Origin of the sequence: Pullulanibacillus camelliae, assembly GCF_014642655.1 — a bacterium.
Classification (GTDB): domain Bacteria; phylum Bacillota; class Bacilli; order Bacillales; family Sporolactobacillaceae; genus Pullulanibacillus; species Pullulanibacillus camelliae.
The window spans coordinates 557,938-575,661 of record NZ_BMIR01000001.1; the positions used below are offsets into that span (position 1 = coordinate 557,938).

Sequence of the window (17,724 nt, forward strand, 5' to 3'; positions counted from 1 at the left end):
TTAAAGTGATCTATCTTGCTCTCGGGAGTTCAATAACAAATTGGGTTCCCTGATCTTTTTTACTCTTTATATGTATTCTTCCATTCATAGATTGAATAATGCTAAAAACAACCATCATGCCCAATCCCGTCCCTTTCTTTTTAGTAGAAAAATAAGGTTCACCTAACCGAGCGATTTCTTCATCTGTCATCCCTATCCCATGATCCACAATTGAAACAACCGCCATTCCTTTTTCCTCATAAAGCGAAATTTCAATCACACTTCCTGAAGGGGAAGCCTCAATGCAGTTTTTAATGACATTAGAAAAACATTGATGCAGTTTGTGTGCCTCACCGATCACACCAATGTCTGTATGCTCCCCTCTATCAAACTGAATAATGATCGACTTCATATTGGCATAGGGAATAAGAAGTCTGAGTGTTTTCTCTAATTCTTCTTTTAAATTAATCCTTTTCGGATCCTCCAATACCGGTTTTGCAAAGGTTAAATAATCACTGATCACCTGCTCTGCCTGTACAATCTCCTCATGTGCTAAAGAAAGATAATACTTTGTTTTCTCGGGAAGGCCATCCTTTAAAACCAACTGGATAAAGCCTTTTGTCACGGTTAAAGGATTGCGCACTTCGTGGGATACCGATGCGGCTAAATCACTGACGATCTGCGCTTTTTCTGCTTTTTGTAGTTTTAGATCTGTTAGTATATTTCTGTTGAATCTCTCCATGGTATACATTATAACGAACAACGCGATGCATTGTGTAAGGAAAATCACACCGGACGCCACGCTGAACATCCGTTCATTTTTATAAAAAAGCAAAAGACCTAAATCGATCAGCAATGTGGTCACAAGGGAGATGAAGGTTAAGCATAAATATTTTTGTTTCGGTGAAAATTGATTGAAGCGGCGTCTAAAGAAGAGAAGAATAACCATCAATACAACTTGAATAAAAAACGACCAGAAAAACCCCTCTCCCCCTAATGCAAGACGAATAGCCATACAAACCCCTGATAAAAGAATACCAATGATCGAGTTCATAAACAGAAAGCTCATGATCACTGGAACCTCTCGTAAATCAAAGGTCAACCCCTCTACCGCACTCACCGGAAAGATCATACAAAGAAGGATGGCAAGACTGCCGACAATCCCATAAAATAACGTATGTCTAAAAGACTGAATCGTTCTTTTCCCAAACAATAAGAACATATATAGTGGTAATAAAACAACAAAAAAATTAACAATCAAATCTTTAAATTGCAACACCAGTTTCCCTATCCCCCTAAAAATCAAATTCCTCAACTCTGCCATGACATCATGCATAGTATAGGACATCATCGCTATTCTTTTAATCTATATCTATTGTAAACAATCTAATCCTTGATTTATAGCCATAAAATAATAAATTCAGTTCACACTATTATTTTATAGAGAAAACGGCTGACTCTGCCCTTTTTATTAACGACAATCCCCCAATTATAAATATTCCTATAAATTTTATCGGAATTATAATTGACTTTATCGATTTATCCGAATACAATAATCACTACAAACAAATTTTTTAAAAATTCCTTATAGAGAGAGGTGGAGGGAAGAGCCCCTTGAAACCTCGGCAACACAGCTATCCGATCATTTATACCTTACAAAGGACTCTAAATGCTCAAGAAGACCGCGGCAATACTCTTCTTCTTTAGACAAGTTTTTTTATTTACCTTGAACCCATTTTGAGTGTTCCTTTTTTATCAGCATGAGAGATGGACTAAAAGACCCATCGCTGTATACCGCTTGCGTCAATGCCTTTTAAGGAGGGAGAATGTGGACGCTAATTTAATAACCTATGATACTTTCGCAAGTGACCCTTTACAAGGTTTAGATATTAATAACGAAACAAAAGGGGCGCTTGACGTTTTGGATTGGGCTTATCGCACCTATGAGGATGATATTGTTTATTCCTGTAGTTTCGGTGTAGAAGGTATTGTACTGATTGACCTTATCTCGAAGGTGAAGCCGGACGCTCGCATTATTTTTCTGGATACCGATCTACACTTCCAAGAAACCTATGATCTCATCGACAAAGTAAAAGCAAGATTCCCAGAACTTAACATCATTATAAAGAAGCCTGAACTCACTTTAGAAGAACAAGCAACGGAATATGGCTCTGCATTATGGAAACGCCAGCCTGACCAGTGCTGCTATATAAGGAAAATACAGCCTCTTGAAAAAGCCTTAAAGGGGGTAAGCGCTTGGATATCTGGATTGCGAAGAGAGCAATCTCCAAGTCGTCGCAAAACAAATTTTGTTAACAAGGATGACCGCTTTCAATCCATTAAGGTATGCCCTCTGATTCATTGGACTTGGGACGACGTTTGGGCCTATGTTGAAAAATATGATTTACCATATAATCCTTTACACGATCAAAATTATCCAAGTATTGGCTGTATTCCATGTACTTCACCTGTGAAGGATGGACAGGATTCACGTTCAGGCAGATGGGCAGGAATGGAAAAAACAGAGTGTGGTCTTCACACCATACCCATTAACTTCAAAACATCTCAGTCGTAACATTTATAAGCCCCCAAAAAATTTATCACAGGGTATTTAAACACTGTTATAAAACCCACTATATTGATATGAATAATGATAATGAAACCTTTTTATTGCCTGCTAGTCTTAAAATCTAGCACGCTTTTGCTCAATATCTTTAACAGCAGGTTCTACTCGTGATACTATGTAATCAATCGCAGGGAAAGAAGCAGTATCTTCTTTCCCGAATCCTATCGCTATACACTACTTCTTATCATAAAAGTACACAACCTAAGGGGAGATGAACATGGGGAAGGTTTTTCTTGTTGGTGCAGGGCCAGGAGATCCAGACTTGCTTACAATTAAGGGACTTAAAGCCATACAACAATCTGATGTCATCCTTTATGATCGCCTCGTGAACGAGGCATTATTAGACTATGCCCCAAGTGATTGTGAACGTATTTATTGCGGCAAGCGCCCTGATCACCACACACTCCGCCAAGAAACCATCAATCACTTACTGGTCAAATATGCCCTACAAGATAAAGTAGTCACGCGTCTAAAAGGTGGCGACCCTTTTATCTTTGGACGTGGTGGCGAAGAAGCCGAAGCCTTGAGCCAGCAAAACATCTCCTTCGAAATCGTCCCTGGCATTACAGCCGGAGCTGCAGCTCCCGCCTATGCAGGTATTCCACTGACCCATCGTCATGTCAGTTCATCTGTCACTTTTGTCTCAGGAGTGACTCCCCAACAGGAAGCTGATGACTATTGGAAAAAATTGGCTCATACTGTGGAAACGCTTTGTATTTATATGGGGATCAAGAAGCTGCCCAATATATGCACACAATTGCTAGAGGGTGGACTGAGTAAGGAAACACCCATCGCCCTTATTCATTGGGGAACAACTGATCATCAAGTCACCGTTACCGGTACACTAGAAAATATCGTGGAAAAGGCAAAAGACACCCAGAACCCCTCGATGATTATCATCGGCAACGTTGTGCGTTTGCGCGAACAACTGCAATGGTTCGAAAAACTACATTTATCTCAGGATCCAAAGTCCTGTGCGATATGAATCAACGGAGGGAATCTGATGCAAGCCGTCCTTTACGTAAGCCATGGCACACGCCTTCCAGAAGGCAAACGAGAGGCCATTCGCTTCATAGAAACAGTCCAACAACAGATCGATGTCTCCCTACAAGAAATTAGCTTTTTAGAGCTCTCTTCTCCAACGATTGCGGAAGGAGTCGCTCATTTAGTCAGCCAGGGAGCGACAGCAATTTCCGTTGTTCCGGTTCTACTATTAAGCGCCAAGCACTATCATGAGGACATTCCTTATGAACTTGAACAGCTCAAGGAACGCTATCCCCAACTCCACTTTACTTACGGACGCCCATTAGGGGTGCAACCGCGCTTAATTCACATTCTAGAAGAGCGCATCAGAGAACAGCAGGTGTTTCACTCAAAAACCAAAGTGATCGTAGTCGGCAGAGGTAGTAAAGACCCACAAACGAAAAAGGATATTGAGTGTATCGCCGCATCCCTCGCCCAACAATTAGACATCAAATCCGTCGATTATTGCTTCTTGGCTGCGTGTCATCCTTCATTTGATGAGGCATTAGCTGAGGCGGTCCGGTCACAGGCTAGCCAAGTCATGGTTGTGCCTTATCTTTGGTTTAATGGCTTGCTTATACGCTCGATGCAAAAAAAGATTAATGCCCTTAACAAAGAAGGTCTGCGCTTCATCCTTTGCGGTCATCTCGGCCATCATCCTAACATTCAAGAAGCGCTCATCGATCGTGTGAATGAGTCCTTTCAACGCACGTTTCATTTGAAAGCACATGTCTAACACCTATTAAGGGTGATTTTTTGCTATCAGCTGGCATACTTTAGGAGAGAAAAAGCATGAATGCATTCCCTATAATGCTTAATTTATTAAATAAAAAAGTGGTGACGGTCGGCGGCGGAAATGTTGCAAGACGCAAGCTCCAAACCTTGCTTAAATACGACGCTTCCATCCACGTCATCAGTCCAGAGCTCCATCCCGACCTTAAACGATTACATGAGGCAAAGCAATTCACTTGGGTTCCCAAACACTTTGAGCCTGAGGATATTCAAGATGCTTTCATGGTCATTGCAGCCACAAATGATGCAGAAGTTAATGCTCAAGTAGCCGCCCTTGCTCCTGAACAGGCTCTGATAAATGTCGCCACTCAGCCTGAACAGGGGAATGCCTTTTTTACCTCTCACTTAAAGCGCGGCAGGCTCTCTATCAGCATTTCAACAAATGGGGCAAGCCCTCTCCTAGCTAAGAAGATTAAAGATGAACTCTCTAGGGTCTATGATGACCGTTACGAAGATTATCTAGACTTCTTATATGAATGTCGCCGGCTTCTCAAGACTTCAGACTTGACTCAGGAAGAAAAGCAGCGTCTACTCTACGACCTTCTTGCGAGCAACCTGTTGGAACCTTCTGAGCAATGTCAGATGAAACAGACATTACAAAACCTTATCTCGAAGGAGCACTAATTTTATGAAAGCACTGGAAGGAAGACATATTGGATGCGCCGCTGATCGCAAGGCAGCCGAAATCAGTCAACTGATTCAAAAGCATGGAGGGATTCCTGTTATCAAGCCCATTCAAGGGACACGCTGGTTAGATGAAAAAAGTGCTGAGAATGACGTTGCTCATTTTTTAGCGCATGATTATGATTGGATGCTGCTGACGACAGGCATTGGGGCCGAGGCTTTAGAAAAAGCCGCGGAAAGACTAGGACGCTTAGATGAGTATATTCACAAGCTCTCTGATATACATTTGGCCATTCGTGGAAGTAAAACCTTGAAGTGGCTAAAAAAATGGCAGCTTATCCCTGAAAAGGTCTCTCCAGATGGAACGATGCTGAGTCTGATTCATGAGCTTGAAGGCGCTCAGCAGCGTCCCTCTCTCTTTTATCAATCCTACGATCAAGAAGAAGCCGCTCTTATTGAACGCTTAAAGACGTTGCATATCGCCTTTTATCATTCAGCACCGTACCATTATCTACCGCCTGATCAGACAATACTAGAGGAATTGCGTTTTTGTGTCACCTCCCAAGCCGTCGATGCCGTCTTGTTTACAAGTAAAACGCAGGTAGAAAATTTATTTCACAAAACCAGTGAGAGTCAGCACAAGCTATTGGTTAAGGGCTTTAATCAAAATGTATTAGCAGTAGCCGTTGGTTCAGTCACAGCTAGAGCCTTGGCTGATCAAGGGATCACCAATGTTTTAGAACCTAAACGTCCCAAGATGGGAGCCATGGTCATCGCGCTCACAGAATACTATTAGAAAACCTTTGACGTGTTGCTTAGCCTTCTTTATAGGATTTTTTATATCACACAATGATGGTGGTGAAAGTCAAAGTTACTTATATGTTTATCCTTCAAAGGTATTTTGCTGTTGGAGAACTGTAAAACAGCACCTTTTTGGAGGTCTCTTGCCTCCATTTTATTTACAACCTGGTTGTACATTGTATACAATATACATAAAAAATGAAAGCAGGTGCGAAAATGGTATCCTCTCTTGATCCCCAGCCCTTACGTCAACAGGCCTATCGACTATTAAAGGAGGCCATTATCAACGGGGAACTCAGTGAACATACCCTTCTTACGGAACGCCTGGCATTAGAAACCTATGCGATTGGCAAAACGCCTTTTAGAGAAGCCATTCAAGTCTTGGAATCGGAAGGCTGGGTCAATAAAATCCCTTATAAGGGAACCTATGTCACACCGATTACAGATCAGGATATTAAAGACCTATTTGAGCTCCGTATCTATTTGGAAGCGTCTATTTTAAGGACTTGGAATAGCGACAGTCATTTTTCAGCCATTGCCAAGCTAAAGGGCATTGCCAAACAGATGCAGGCACATCACTTGAGTGACCAGAATTTTATGCAATTGGATAAAGATTTTCATGCCGTCATTTATAATGAAACAGGAAATCAGCGCTTAATAACCATTTATGATCAAATTAAAGATTCCATCCGGCGCATTGGCTTGCAAATTATGAACCAGCAGCGCAGACAGCAGGTTATTGAAGAACACTGCTCAATCATTGAGGGTATCGCTGACCAAACGGCAGCTCGAGCGATAACAGATCATTTATTGAATCAAAAGCAAGCCTTTCTGGACCATTATAAGGATCGATTATGAAGAAGCGAGGGGCATGAAAAATCATGACGCTTTTAAAACTTTTTATACAGATTGTTGGTCTCTGCTGTCTTTATGAAATTGGAAATGCTCTTCAGCGCACTTTGTCCATTCCTATTCCGGGAAGCATTATCGGTATGATTTTACTTTTTCTATTACTTCTTTCGGGGATCGTTAAAAAACAGTGGCTAGGGACAGGCGCCCATTTTCTCATTCGTTATTTATCGCTCTTATTAGCGCCTTCAGTCATAGGCGTTATGCAATATGAGGGCTTCCTCTTACATCAAGGCCTGCTCATCATCCTCATGATCCTCCTGAATACCGTATTGATTATGGGGGGAAGTGGCTGGTTGAGTCAACTGCTCATACGTCATCTTGAAAGGAAAAGCACGAAGGAGGAAGAAGCGCAATGACTATCGTATTTAGCATTTTCATGATAAGTCTCACTGTATTGGTCTACTTGGTGATGTCACGCATCTATAGCCAGGTCTCTTTTCCTTTATTTCTACCGATTCTCACCTCGACGATTATCATTATTGTCATCTTACATTTTCTGCACTTATCCTATGCCAACTATATGCTCGGGGGGCGCTGGATCAATCATCTTTTAGGGCCAGCTATTGTTGCCTTAGCCTATCCTTTATACAATGAATGGTCGCTTATTAAAAAGTATAGGGTTCCAATTTTAAGCGGCGTATTGTTTTCGACAATATTAGCTTTATTTGGAATTTGGGCAACAGCCCAAGCCTTTGGGATTAAAAAAACAATCATTTTATCCCTGTTGCCTAAATCCGTCACTTCACCTGTAGCTATTGATCTTTCAAAAGAGATTGGCGGATTCCCTGCGCTTACGGTGACCTTTGTCATGATCGCAGGGGTTGGCGGAGCGCTCTTAGGTCCTTATCTTTTCCGGCTGTTGCGCATCAATCATCAGCTTAGCAAAGGGATTGGGTATGGCAGTGCCGCTCATGCCATCGGCACGACCAAAGCACTTGAAGAGCACCAAATCACAGGTGCTATCAGTTCTATTGCCATGATTCTATCGGCTATACTGACCGCCATCCTATTGCCGATATTCTTTTCCTTTATAAAATAAAGAACGCTTCTACTTAAGTAGAGCGTTCTGGAAAATCAGTCTTCTTTTTTAGCTAAATATTCATTTGGGATATCTAAGGCATCAGTGTTATGATTTTTCAGTTGCGCCAGACGACCATTGCGATGTTCTCCATCACTTTTTTGCGAATGGCGTTGGCCATTATTGTCACTGGCGTTATCGAAATTTCGTCGTTCCTTTGTCACAGGGAGAGCTCCCTCCTTTGCCGCATTTACGTTAGTTTTTGATAGTTAAAGTTAAATTATGCGCCCGCTTGCAAACCAATCCATACTTAATGGCCACCGATCATGGTACACTAAGGATAGTCCTATGCCATTGTAAAATGGCATCAGGTGAGCTGAATCAACGTTTTAAAGAGGTGAGAGACCATGCTATTATCTATAACAAAACCAGCTGTACAATGGTTTAAAAAAGAGTTAGAGCTAGACGAGGGTGCCACCGTTCGCTTTTTCATACGAAGCGGTGGCTGCGCAGATGTCGGTGATGGCTTTTCGATTGGCATAGCCCCTGAGCAACCTCAGCAGCCGATTGCCAGTGAAACACTTGCCGATGTAACATTCTTTATTGAAGAAAGTGACCAATGGTTTTTCGAAAATAAACATCTCAATGTTAAATACAAACGGAAGACAGATGACATCCACTACATCCTAACTGAGTGATTTTTTATACTTTGTAACCTAGAGGGGGCACTTGAAGCACCTATTTTCAGATAAGCTTTTTCTTCATATGGACAAAATCGTCCAACATCATCCAAAATTGCTTGTATATTAACAACCATCCGAGCCATTCATTCAGATAGCCTCATTGAATGGTCGGATGGTTCCATGAGTAAAAAATTTTTCAATCATTGCATCGGCGTTCGCAGGAGATTGCTCATTTATCCAGTTTTTTGATAAAGAGAACTTTTAAATAGTTTCCTTCTGGAAAGGAGGCTATTGTTCGAAAATCTTCAGGCACTGTATGCACTTCAAGCAGCTGATAGTTTAAATTCAACTCTCTAAAGGCTTGCGCAATTATCCCTTTAAACTTCTGCATGCTCAGCGCGCTATAGTTCGTAGAAGCCACAATAGTGCCGTCTGGCTTAGTCAAAGCAATGGTATCTTTCATCAAGTCTTTATAGTCCTTCCCCACACTAAAGGTATGCTTCTTGGTTTTAGCAAAACTAGGCGGGTCCACAACGACCATATCAAAGCTCAGCTGTTTTTTGCGGGCATACTTAAAGTATTGAAAAACGTCCTCCACAATAATGTCATGCTGAGCTTCATCAATGCCATTCAAATGAAAGTTTTCCGTTGTTTTCGGTCGGCTGCGATTCGCGACATCCACACTTGTTGTCTTAAGCGCTCCGCCACAAGCCGCAAAGATAGAAAACGCCCCCGTATAAGAAAACATATTTAAGACCGTCTTCCCTTTGGCATAATGCGTCATGATCCTTTGCCGGACATTGCGTTGATCAAGAAAAACACCCACCATGGCCCCCTCGTTTAAATGCACAGCAAGCTTTACACCATTTTCTTTAACAACAATGGGAAATTCCCCGCGCTCCCCAGTGACAAAATCATCGTCATCAATATACTTTCCCTTGGAATCAAAGCGTTTCTTCTCGTAAATCCCTCTGTAATCCACTGCATTTTTTAGTGCTTGAATAACAGCCTCTTTAAAGGTATAGATCCCTTCACTGTACCATTGCAGCAAATAAAATCCGTCAAAATAATCAATAGTCAGTCCACCGATACCGTCGCCTTCACCATTGAATACCCGAAAAGCAGTGGTTTCTGGATGATGATAGAATTGCTGACGAAGCTGGAGTGCCTTTTGAATCTTCCGTGCAAAAAAAGCTGCATCAATCGTCTCACTTTGCTTTTGTGATAATACCCAGCCATATCCTTTATTCTGTCTGCCGTAATAACCTTTGGCTAAAAAAGCGCGATGCGTATCAACAAGGTGAACGATCACACCCTCTTTTTTGAGAACATCGGGATTAACGAGCGCTGCTTTTTCAATCAAAGGGAATCCATTTTGGTATTTTTTTATAAATCCTGGTTTGACCTGTAACTGAATGTCTTGTTCCACTTGAATCCTCCATCATCATGGTGTCCATGCATCACTTGGATAGACGATGCCGATTTGCCTTCTAGCCGTTTCAATGATCTGGGCAACACATCGTGAGTGCTCAAAAGAATTTACAGGAGATTCCTGTTTGCCTTCTTTAAGGAGCTGAATAAAAGCTGCTGCTTCATAATACATGGATCGGTCTTCTGACTCTTCTTGATAAAGGATGTCTTCTGATCCGTTCCGGTACTTGATTTTTACAAAAGTGGGTGAAGAAATATGATTAATGATAATGCTCCCATCTTCGCCTTGAATCTCTGATGAAGCATAGGAATCAGTGATTTTGGAATGCATGATTATTGCCTCCATCCCATCATATTGAGCTAAAAGGCTGCCCTGACCATCAACACCTGAATCGAGCAGTGTCCCCATTGCTTGAATCGCTTTTGGTTCTCCAAATAAGACGACCATAGGATAGATACAGTATACACCTAAATCCATGAGAGACCCATTGGAAAAAGTCGGATTAAAGGCATTAGGTAATGCTCCCTCCTTATAGGCATCATATCGCGACGAATATTGACAAAAGCTCGCAACATAGCGGCGAACGGGACCAATTTTATGTATATTGTCCTTGATTTTCTCGAAGGCTGGCAAAAGCGTTGTCTTCATAGCTTCCATGAGAAGCACGTGATTCGCCTTCGCTGTTTTTACCATGGCATCCACCTCTGCCACATTGGAGGCAAAAGGCTTCTCACAAAGCACATGCTTGCCATGTCTCATAAATAACATGGCTTGCTCCGCATGCAACGCATTAGGGCTCGCAATGTAAACGGCATCAAGTGTATCACTTTCAGCCATTTCATTTAAATTCGTATACACGTTTTCCACGCCATATTTGTCAGCAAAGGCTCTTGCCTTTTCACCTGTTCTCGAGTAAACAGCGGTTAATGAAAAATCCTCCAATGAAGTGGAATGGTTCAAAAATCGATCTGTAATCCAATTGGTTCCGATGACACCAAAGCGCACCATATCTCAATCACTCCTTCTATTAAAAAACAATGGTCTTATTCCCATGGACAATGATACGATCCTCTAAATGCCATTTGACAGCACGAGCCAATACGCTGCGTTCGATGTTTCTACCGATCTTTTTTAAGGCATCGACATCATCACGATGATCCACGCGCATGATGTCCTGTTCAATGATTGGTCCTTCATCCAAGTCACTTGTTACATAATGCGAGGTGGCTCCTATGAGCTTCACCCCACGCTGATAGGCGCGATGATAAGGTCTTGCCCCGACAAAAGCGGGCAAAAAGGAATGATGGATATTAATGATTTTTTGAGGAAAAGCGTCGACGAATTCCGGGGTTAAAATTTGCATGTACCGAGCTAAAATGATCACATCAATCCCTGCTTCTTTCAACAGCTTCACTTGCTCCTCTTCCACCTTTTGGCGATTGTCCTTACTCGCTGGAATATAATGATAAGGGATGCCCAAGGGTGCGACAATATCCCTGGCCACTTCATGGTTGCTTATGACAAAGGCAATATCGCTCATCAAATCCCCATTCTGCCATTCCCATAACATTTCCCGCAAGCAATGCACTTCCTTTGACACGAAAATAGCCATTCGCTTCATTTCACTGACAAAAGTGAGGGACCAATTCATCTTAAATGACTCAGCAATTGCTGCAAATGCTCCTTCTAACTGGTCCTTTTTCGACAATAGCTCAGGACATTCAAACTCTATACGAATAAAAAAGGTACCCCCTTCTGGATTTGTCGAATATTGACTGGACTCTATAATATTCGCTTCATATGTTAACAGAAATGCCGATACCGCAGCAACAATACTAGGCTGATCTGGACAGCTAATTAACAATCTTCCTCGATTTTCATGTTGTTTTTGAAAGCTGTGGATTTGATTTTTTACAGACACACTCACACTAATCCCTCTTTCCATCATTCATTGTTACCCATTATACTTAATCATCATCAAATTTTAAATATTAGATCATTTGATCCGGAAATACAGCACTAGCATTTAGCAGAACGTGGGATGTAGAACATAAAAATTTTATAGTGTTCCCAGAGTGCCACTGATTCACGAGGCGATACTAGAAGTGGGCGATCGGTAAGACCTTAGCAGCACGCAGCGCGAGAGGCTTACCACTCCCCCGCGGAAAGCGAGCGGCCTGGAGCGGAATCGCGCACCGTCCGCATGACCAGAAATTTTATACTTTCTGATCTTTCAAGAAAGACCGAGCTAAGAGTGCCCGATCCCTTCTAGAGTTAAAGATTTTGATAAAATAAGAGCGGCCGCCCATGGAAGCTGCCTTTCGTTATGCTAATGATGTTTTTTTGTTAAAATGAGCTGCTTTTTGTTTCACTCACACTCGAATTCGATAGCTTGCCCTCCAGTTTTGTTCTCTATATGTTCACCTCGGATTTTATTTGTTATTTGGGTCAAAGCCTTTATTAAAATAAGCGGCCCTTTTGTTGCATTGCCCCAAGCTTTTGTTCTCTTGCTGCTCTCTTTCGTTACACTCTCAACCTGAATTCGGAAGCTTGCACCTTGGATTCGGTTCTCTTTTGGTTAACTCCGAGCTCTTTTTATTATTTTGCCGCTTGCCCCGTTCTTTGTTGCGTTCAGATCTCAATTTGGAAACTTCGTCCGCTATTTATTATTCTCGAATCAAAGTAACTAACATTTTCTGATCATACAAAAAGACCGGCATCCTGATTAGAATGCCAGTCACTTTTCCATAATCCTAATACACACCTCGAATATGTTCATGAACAGACGTATGATAAAAGTCTTTAAGACGCTTAAGTTCTTCATCGCTGAAGGACGGCACTGAGGTGGCTTGTAAATTATCCTCCACCTGCTTCACGGATTTAAATCCAGGGATGACAGTAGTGATCGCCTTTTGATCAAGAATCCAGCGCAAAGCGGCCCTTGTCATGTTTCCCCTTTTCTCAGCAATCCACCGAAGCTGTTCACTGAGCTCAACACCCTTAGAGAATTCCAGTCCGGCAAAGGTTTCCCCAACATTAAAGGCGTCCCCATTTCGATTAAAATGGCGATGGTCATCCTCTTCAAATTGTGCCGTTTGACTAAACTTGCCTGTCAGCAGTCCGCTGGCAAGAGGAACTCGAGCGAGAATGCCAACACCTTTAGCCTCAGCTTCTGGGAATAAGCGTTCCAAAGGCTTTTGCCGAAAGATATTAAAGATGACTTGTAAAGCCTTCACATTGGGCTGTTTCAAGCAAAATAAACCCTCTTCAACGGTTTCAACACTCACACCGTAATGGCGAATCTTTCCTTCTTGCTCCAACTCATCAAGAACCGCAAAGACACTGCCATCTTTTAAAATATCAAAAGGGGGGCAATGAATCTGATAGAGATCAATCCGTTCCCGATTCAATCGTTTTAAACTATTTTCACAGTAGGCTTTAATGGCTGCTCTTGAATAATTATTGGGATCATGGATGTCACCTGCCCGACAAAATTTCGTAGCAATATAAATGTCATCTTCTTTTCCCTTTGTTGCTTTAGCAAGCAGTTCCTCACTATGTCCATCACCATAAACATCGGCTGTGTCAAAAAAGTTAACCCCAGCCGCCATAGCGCGTTCTAAGCCTTTTAAAGCTTCTTGATCATTTGTTTTTCCCCAGGCACCACCTATCGCCCATGTACCAAAGCTTAATTCGCTAATAAATAAATCGGTATCTCCTAACTGACGGTAATCCATACGCCCATACCACCTTTCAAAGAATACGCTTCCACCCTTATTTTAAAGGAAACCGGAAGATTGGCAAGCATTTAACCAAAAACTCAGTAAACATCAGCTGATTCTCATAAAATTAAAAAGCTGGCTCGAAAGGGCTTATGTCATGTCGATCCTTTCGAACTCAGCTTCATTCTCTTTTACTTTTTAAATTTATTGATTTCCTCTTTCAAATTCGTTATGGCCTCTTTCAACATGTCTGCCGAATTGGCAATGACCTGAATCGCATATTGTTGCTCTGTCACCGAAGCCGTCACTTCCTCTGTAGAAGCAGCGGTTTCTTCACTTACTGCCGCAATGTTCTCAATTGAAGTGGTTAAGTCATTTTTAGATTCTACTAGTTGATCCATACCCTTATTAACCGTCGTAATCGCATCAACAATATGCTTCACCATTTGATCGATATCTTTAAATATTGTTTCTGTTTCGAGTACAGCTTGATTCTGATCCTCAATAAAGTGTGTACTCTTACTCATTTCATCGTTGACTACCACCGTTTCACTGCGAATGCCTTGCAGCGTCTCAGACACCCTTTTGGTTGCCGTTGACGTTTGTTCAGCGAGCTGTTTGATCTCTCCAGCAACGACCGCAAATCCCTTACCTTGCTCACCTGCACGTGCTGCTTCAATACTGGCATTGAGTGCCAATAAATTCGTTTGTTCAGAAATATCATTAATCAAGGTGATAATCCCTTCAATATCATCGACCTTCTGAACGAGATTAACAATAACCTGCCCTATGCCTTCCACTGCCTGATAAGTCTGCATGGATTTTTCTTTTAAGACATGGATGCTCTCCATCCCTTTTTCATTGGAGTGTAGCACATGTTCTGTCGAAGCAAGGATTTGTTTGTTTTGATCATTGACTGTATCGATTTGCTTTGACAATGTGTTGTTAAAATCCAACGTCTTTTCAGAATCCGCGGCTTGTTGCATGGCTCCTTTTGAGATGTCTGTGACCGCATGATTAATTTCCTCACCTGATGAGGTTGTTTCTTTGGACACTACATTTAAATTTTCAGAAGCAATATCTATGTCCTGAATCGACTTTTCTATCTTTTCAATCAAGGTTTGCAGCTGATGCGTGATTTGATTAAATCCCTTGGATAATCTTCCGACCTCGTCCTTTGTCTTCAACTCTGTGACGGTCGACTCAAGGTTTCCACTGGCAATCTGATCAACACTCGCTATCATTTGTTTAAGCGGGCGGGCAAGATGACGAGCAAAGAAGTAAGTGATTACAATTCCGACAATAACTAAGCAAATCATAAGGATTAATAAGGTTGTTCCGATGTGATCCGCTTGGTGTTTGACCTCAATATAGCTCGTAATAGCCACAATGAGGCTGGGTACCACCAATAAAAGCAGAGATACACATATGATTTTAAATTTAATGGATTTCATCGCTTCCACTGACCTTTCTTCTGGTGACACGATTCGTCACATTCTTCCAAGCTTCTACTACTAATATCGGAAAGAAGTTAGAATTTTTTAACCTTATTTCATTAAAACTCTAGTATAAATTTCTAATTATCTTTTTATATATTCTTAAATAGCGTATAGCCTTATTCTAGGGATTTTCGAGTTTTTTACTCCTGGTCGATACTTCATGTTTCTTTATGCATTTTCTTAATGTTTTAGTTATGCTGCTCCTCTAGCCCTTTCAGCTTTGACATTTTCAATTGAAGCGTGAGCGTGTCGATTATGCGGATAAAATGTATAGAGGTGGTCTAATATGGAGTAAAAAAAGAAGATAAATAGGATTCCAGAGCTTTTGGTCTTGCCATTAAAGATCACCCCATGGCCATGAGCTCTGGTACTTCTATAAGCTAAATAATACCTAGATTATTCATAGAAAATCCGTAATGAGATAGAAACTCTCATACATCAAGTGATTTCGCCAAAATCATAACACATCAAATAAATGAAAAAAGAATCCGTTTCTGATAAGGTTAAAACGACGAAGAAATAACCATCAGAAAGGATTCTTATAATGGCTCCTTTACCGCAAATAACGCTTGATTTCAATCGCCAAATTAAATTGTTAAATGATAGAGGAGCCCTTTCCTCCGATACAGGTGAGTTCATTTTCCGAGAATGCGACGAAAAAGTGGATTTCTCCCAAACTTTGATTCAACACCTCAAACTAAAGGATGAAAGGCATTACTTTGTTCATTCGAATGAAGTCCAACGCCAGTTTACAAAGTCTCGCAAAAGAGCTACACCCTAACTCAATGCCGTCCGATGTATCAAAGACGGAAATGTATTATGAAGAAATGGACTATTAAGCATGGGCGAAACCACGAAAGGTGATTGTCCAATCCGTTCGGCCGGCTGGAGAATTGTTTTTCACCCATTCCTTCCAAGTCAACGAAGTAAGAATGATGATGAGCCGGCTGGCGTATAACCTAACGAACTGGCTTCGTACACTTTCCAGAGGGACAAAAGAATATGCAGATTCAAACAATGCGGACAAGGATCATTAAAGTCACTAGTAAATTAGTGAAATCCGGGTGATCTTTGTACTTCAAATGTTCTTCCAGTTTCGTGTATCAAGCGTTTTTTTGGGGCATACTGCAGCGCATTCAAGCATTAAAGCTCGAGTGATTGGAGCGTATGGCACGAGACTCCTACGGGAACAGCACGCGTCCGAAGACCCCGCAGGAAGTGTCTTTCTTCCGAGGAGGCTGAGGCCGTGCCCGTGGAAAGCGAGTGCCAGGAGCGGAAATCACCTGCTGATGCCATGCCTGACTTCAGAGGGCAAATAGAAAACTCCCTTTCAGGAAAGAGCTTTTAAAACTTTTTTAGGCACTAAGGGTGGAGTATGCCCAAAAACAGGTGATCGCACAGTGCCTAATTATTTTTATTTCTTCATCGCAGTGTATAACGCCGTCCTTTTCCTAATAAAGGAATGAAAAGTATGATTTTGTACTTAAACCTCGTTTTCTTTGCAGGTATGAATAAATCAGGTAATAGCTTTTTTTGTTAAAGAGGGCTCAAGTTTCTGTGCTTTAGCGATTAGCATCACCGAAACGAGAACGCTCAAAGACTAAGTAACAAAATATATACATAAAGGCCGATAAGATGAGCATATTAATCTCGTCTTATCGGCTATGCAGCTTTGCGCCCTTACTTTAAGCTAAAATCGTATTGTATTTCGCTTCCATCAGAATCCTTCTTTTAATCTGTTAATAATCATTTGAATACTCTTGTTTTTGGAAGTGCCCTTTCGATATATCGCATAAAATCTACTTTTAACTCCTGTCGAAATATAATTGAATTCATCGTCAAAGTATTTCAAAAAGCGAGCCGAAACAAAAGTTGCACAGTCCTTATTAATCCTGATATTTGCAATTGCATCTTGAGTAGAATCTACTACTGTCAAAGGTATTCCTGCAATATACTCATAGTTTTTTACAACTAAATCTCTAATCTCCTTTTTGCTCTTGCTAACGATAATTGACGCTATTTCGCTTCCAATAGAACTTCTACTCATCAATATAATCTCATCAGTAAATAACTCAGTTACTGTGAATTCTAGCTGGGGGATAATAACTTCAGAAGAACTAACAAGAACCAAATCACAGTAATCTCTTTTTAACTCGTCCATTGCACTAAATGAAGACATACTTTTAACAACAAGCTTCTCAGATTCACTTAATTTATCTGCTTTTCCCAGTATTTCCGGAACAATAAATTGAGTCATCAAATAGTTACCAGATATTTTAATATATCTTGAATTTTTCAATAGTGATTCTATATCGACAATGGTTGTTGTAAAAAAGTGATGAATAACCTCATACAATTGTTCTCCTGTGTAGGTCAAGCGGATTCCTCGCCCATTCTTTTCAATCAATTTTACGCCATAAGTATTTTCAAGCTTCTTTATTTGACTACTAACCGCTGGTTGGCTTATAAACAAATGATTGGCTGCTTTTGACACTGATAGATACTTTGCTACGTAGAAAAATATTTCTAACTGATGGGTATTCATTTTCTCACCTATAACTTATTCTTATATATTATTCATCATATTGTATTTTTAAATAAATATCAATTATA

At 41.0% G+C, this 17,724-nt stretch carries 17 protein-coding genes and 1 pseudogene; 10 read left to right on the plus strand and 8 right to left on the minus strand.

Translation table 11 applies throughout. The features are described 5' to 3' along the window. Positions 1-10 precede the first annotated feature (10 nt). Positions 11-1,258, minus strand: a complete 1,248-nt coding sequence (locus IEW82_RS02400) for an ATP-binding protein (RefSeq protein WP_188688494.1) — start codon at positions 1,256-1,258, stop codon at positions 11-13. A gap of 549 nt (positions 1,259-1,807) precedes the next feature. Between IEW82_RS02400 and IEW82_RS02405 the strand changes: the two genes are divergently transcribed. From IEW82_RS02405 to IEW82_RS02440, 8 genes are all read left to right on the plus strand, one after another. Beyond that, positions 1,808-2,554, plus strand: coding sequence for a phosphoadenylyl-sulfate reductase (locus IEW82_RS02405; RefSeq protein ID WP_188688498.1), 747 nt, complete (start codon positions 1,808-1,810; stop codon positions 2,552-2,554). A gap of 268 nt (positions 2,555-2,822) precedes the next feature. After that, a complete protein-coding gene (gene cobA, locus IEW82_RS02410) occupies positions 2,823-3,590 on the plus strand; it encodes a uroporphyrinogen-III C-methyltransferase (RefSeq protein WP_188688502.1) in 768 nt (255 codons plus the stop codon). An 18-nt stretch (positions 3,591-3,608) separates the two neighbouring features. After that, complete coding sequence (locus tag IEW82_RS02415) at positions 3,609-4,364, plus strand: sirohydrochlorin chelatase (RefSeq protein ID WP_188688505.1); 756 nt, start codon at positions 3,609-3,611, stop codon at positions 4,362-4,364. A gap of 56 nt (positions 4,365-4,420) precedes the next feature. Continuing rightward, positions 4,421-5,044 carry an NAD(P)-binding protein gene (locus IEW82_RS02420; protein ID WP_188688508.1) on the plus strand — a complete coding sequence of 208 codons (624 nt, stop codon included), beginning with the start codon at positions 4,421-4,423 and terminating at the stop codon, positions 5,042-5,044. Positions 5,045-5,048: 4 nt separating this feature from the next. Continuing rightward, positions 5,049-5,840 (plus strand): uroporphyrinogen-III synthase, encoded by a 792-nt coding sequence (locus tag IEW82_RS02425; RefSeq protein ID WP_188688511.1) that lies wholly within the window; start codon positions 5,049-5,051, stop codon positions 5,838-5,840. A 221-nt stretch (positions 5,841-6,061) separates the two neighbouring features. Next, a complete protein-coding gene (locus tag IEW82_RS02430) occupies positions 6,062-6,703 on the plus strand; it encodes a GntR family transcriptional regulator (protein ID WP_188688513.1) in 642 nt (213 codons plus the stop codon). A gap of 23 nt (positions 6,704-6,726) precedes the next feature. Next, entirely contained in the window at positions 6,727-7,113 is a 387-nt protein-coding gene (locus tag IEW82_RS02435) for a CidA/LrgA family protein (RefSeq protein WP_188688516.1), read from the plus strand. Next, the gene (locus tag IEW82_RS02440; protein ID WP_188688520.1) at positions 7,110-7,796 is read left to right on the plus strand and encodes an LrgB family protein; all 687 of its coding nucleotides are present in this window, start codon (positions 7,110-7,112) and stop codon (positions 7,794-7,796) included. The genes IEW82_RS02435 and IEW82_RS02440 overlap by 4 nt, the downstream gene beginning before the upstream one ends. 35 nt (positions 7,797-7,831) lie before the next feature. On the opposite strand, the gene IEW82_RS02445 is transcribed toward IEW82_RS02440, so the two are convergent. Continuing rightward, on the minus strand, positions 7,832-7,999 hold the full coding sequence (locus IEW82_RS02445) for a hypothetical protein (RefSeq protein ID WP_188688523.1): 168 nt from the start codon (positions 7,997-7,999) through the stop codon (positions 7,832-7,834). A 183-nt stretch (positions 8,000-8,182) separates the two neighbouring features. Here IEW82_RS02445 and IEW82_RS02450 point away from each other — a divergent pair, with 183 nt between their 5' ends. Next, positions 8,183-8,473, plus strand: coding sequence for a HesB/YadR/YfhF family protein (locus IEW82_RS02450; protein WP_188688526.1), 291 nt, complete (start codon positions 8,183-8,185; stop codon positions 8,471-8,473). A 214-nt stretch (positions 8,474-8,687) separates the two neighbouring features. Here IEW82_RS02450 and IEW82_RS02455 read toward each other — a convergent pair whose 3' ends face one another. The 5 genes from IEW82_RS02455 to IEW82_RS02475 all read right to left on the minus strand — a co-directional run bounded on the left by IEW82_RS02455 (position 8,688) and on the right by IEW82_RS02475 (position 15,096). Continuing rightward, positions 8,688-9,887: a class I SAM-dependent rRNA methyltransferase gene (locus IEW82_RS02455; protein WP_188688528.1), complete on the minus strand. Its 1,200-nt coding sequence runs from the start codon at positions 9,885-9,887 to the stop codon at positions 8,688-8,690. Positions 9,888-9,902: 15 nt separating this feature from the next. Next, a complete protein-coding gene (locus tag IEW82_RS02460; RefSeq protein ID WP_188688532.1) occupies positions 9,903-10,898 on the minus strand; it encodes a Gfo/Idh/MocA family protein in 996 nt (331 codons plus the stop codon). Positions 10,899-10,917: 19 nt separating this feature from the next. Beyond that, positions 10,918-11,817: a formyltetrahydrofolate deformylase gene (gene purU / locus IEW82_RS02465; protein ID WP_229672202.1), complete on the minus strand. Its 900-nt coding sequence runs from the start codon at positions 11,815-11,817 to the stop codon at positions 10,918-10,920. A gap of 826 nt (positions 11,818-12,643) precedes the next feature. After that, positions 12,644-13,627: an aldo/keto reductase gene (locus tag IEW82_RS02470; protein ID WP_188688535.1), complete on the minus strand. Its 984-nt coding sequence runs from the start codon at positions 13,625-13,627 to the stop codon at positions 12,644-12,646. Between the two features lie 176 nt (positions 13,628-13,803). Continuing rightward, positions 13,804-15,096 carry a methyl-accepting chemotaxis protein gene (locus IEW82_RS02475; protein WP_188688539.1) on the minus strand — a complete coding sequence of 431 codons (1,293 nt, stop codon included), beginning with the start codon at positions 15,094-15,096 and terminating at the stop codon, positions 13,804-13,806. Between the two features lie 740 nt (positions 15,097-15,836). On the opposite strand from IEW82_RS02475, the pseudogene IEW82_RS02480 reads away from it, so the two are divergent. Beyond that, a pseudogene (locus IEW82_RS02480) lies at positions 15,837-16,269 on the plus strand (transposase); the annotation flags it as partial. A gap of 559 nt (positions 16,270-16,828) precedes the next feature. Here the strand turns inward: IEW82_RS02480 and IEW82_RS02485 are convergent. Beyond that, on the minus strand, positions 16,829-17,656 hold the full coding sequence (locus tag IEW82_RS02485; RefSeq protein ID WP_188688542.1) for a LysR family transcriptional regulator: 828 nt from the start codon (positions 17,654-17,656) through the stop codon (positions 16,829-16,831). Positions 17,657-17,724 lie beyond the last annotated feature (68 nt).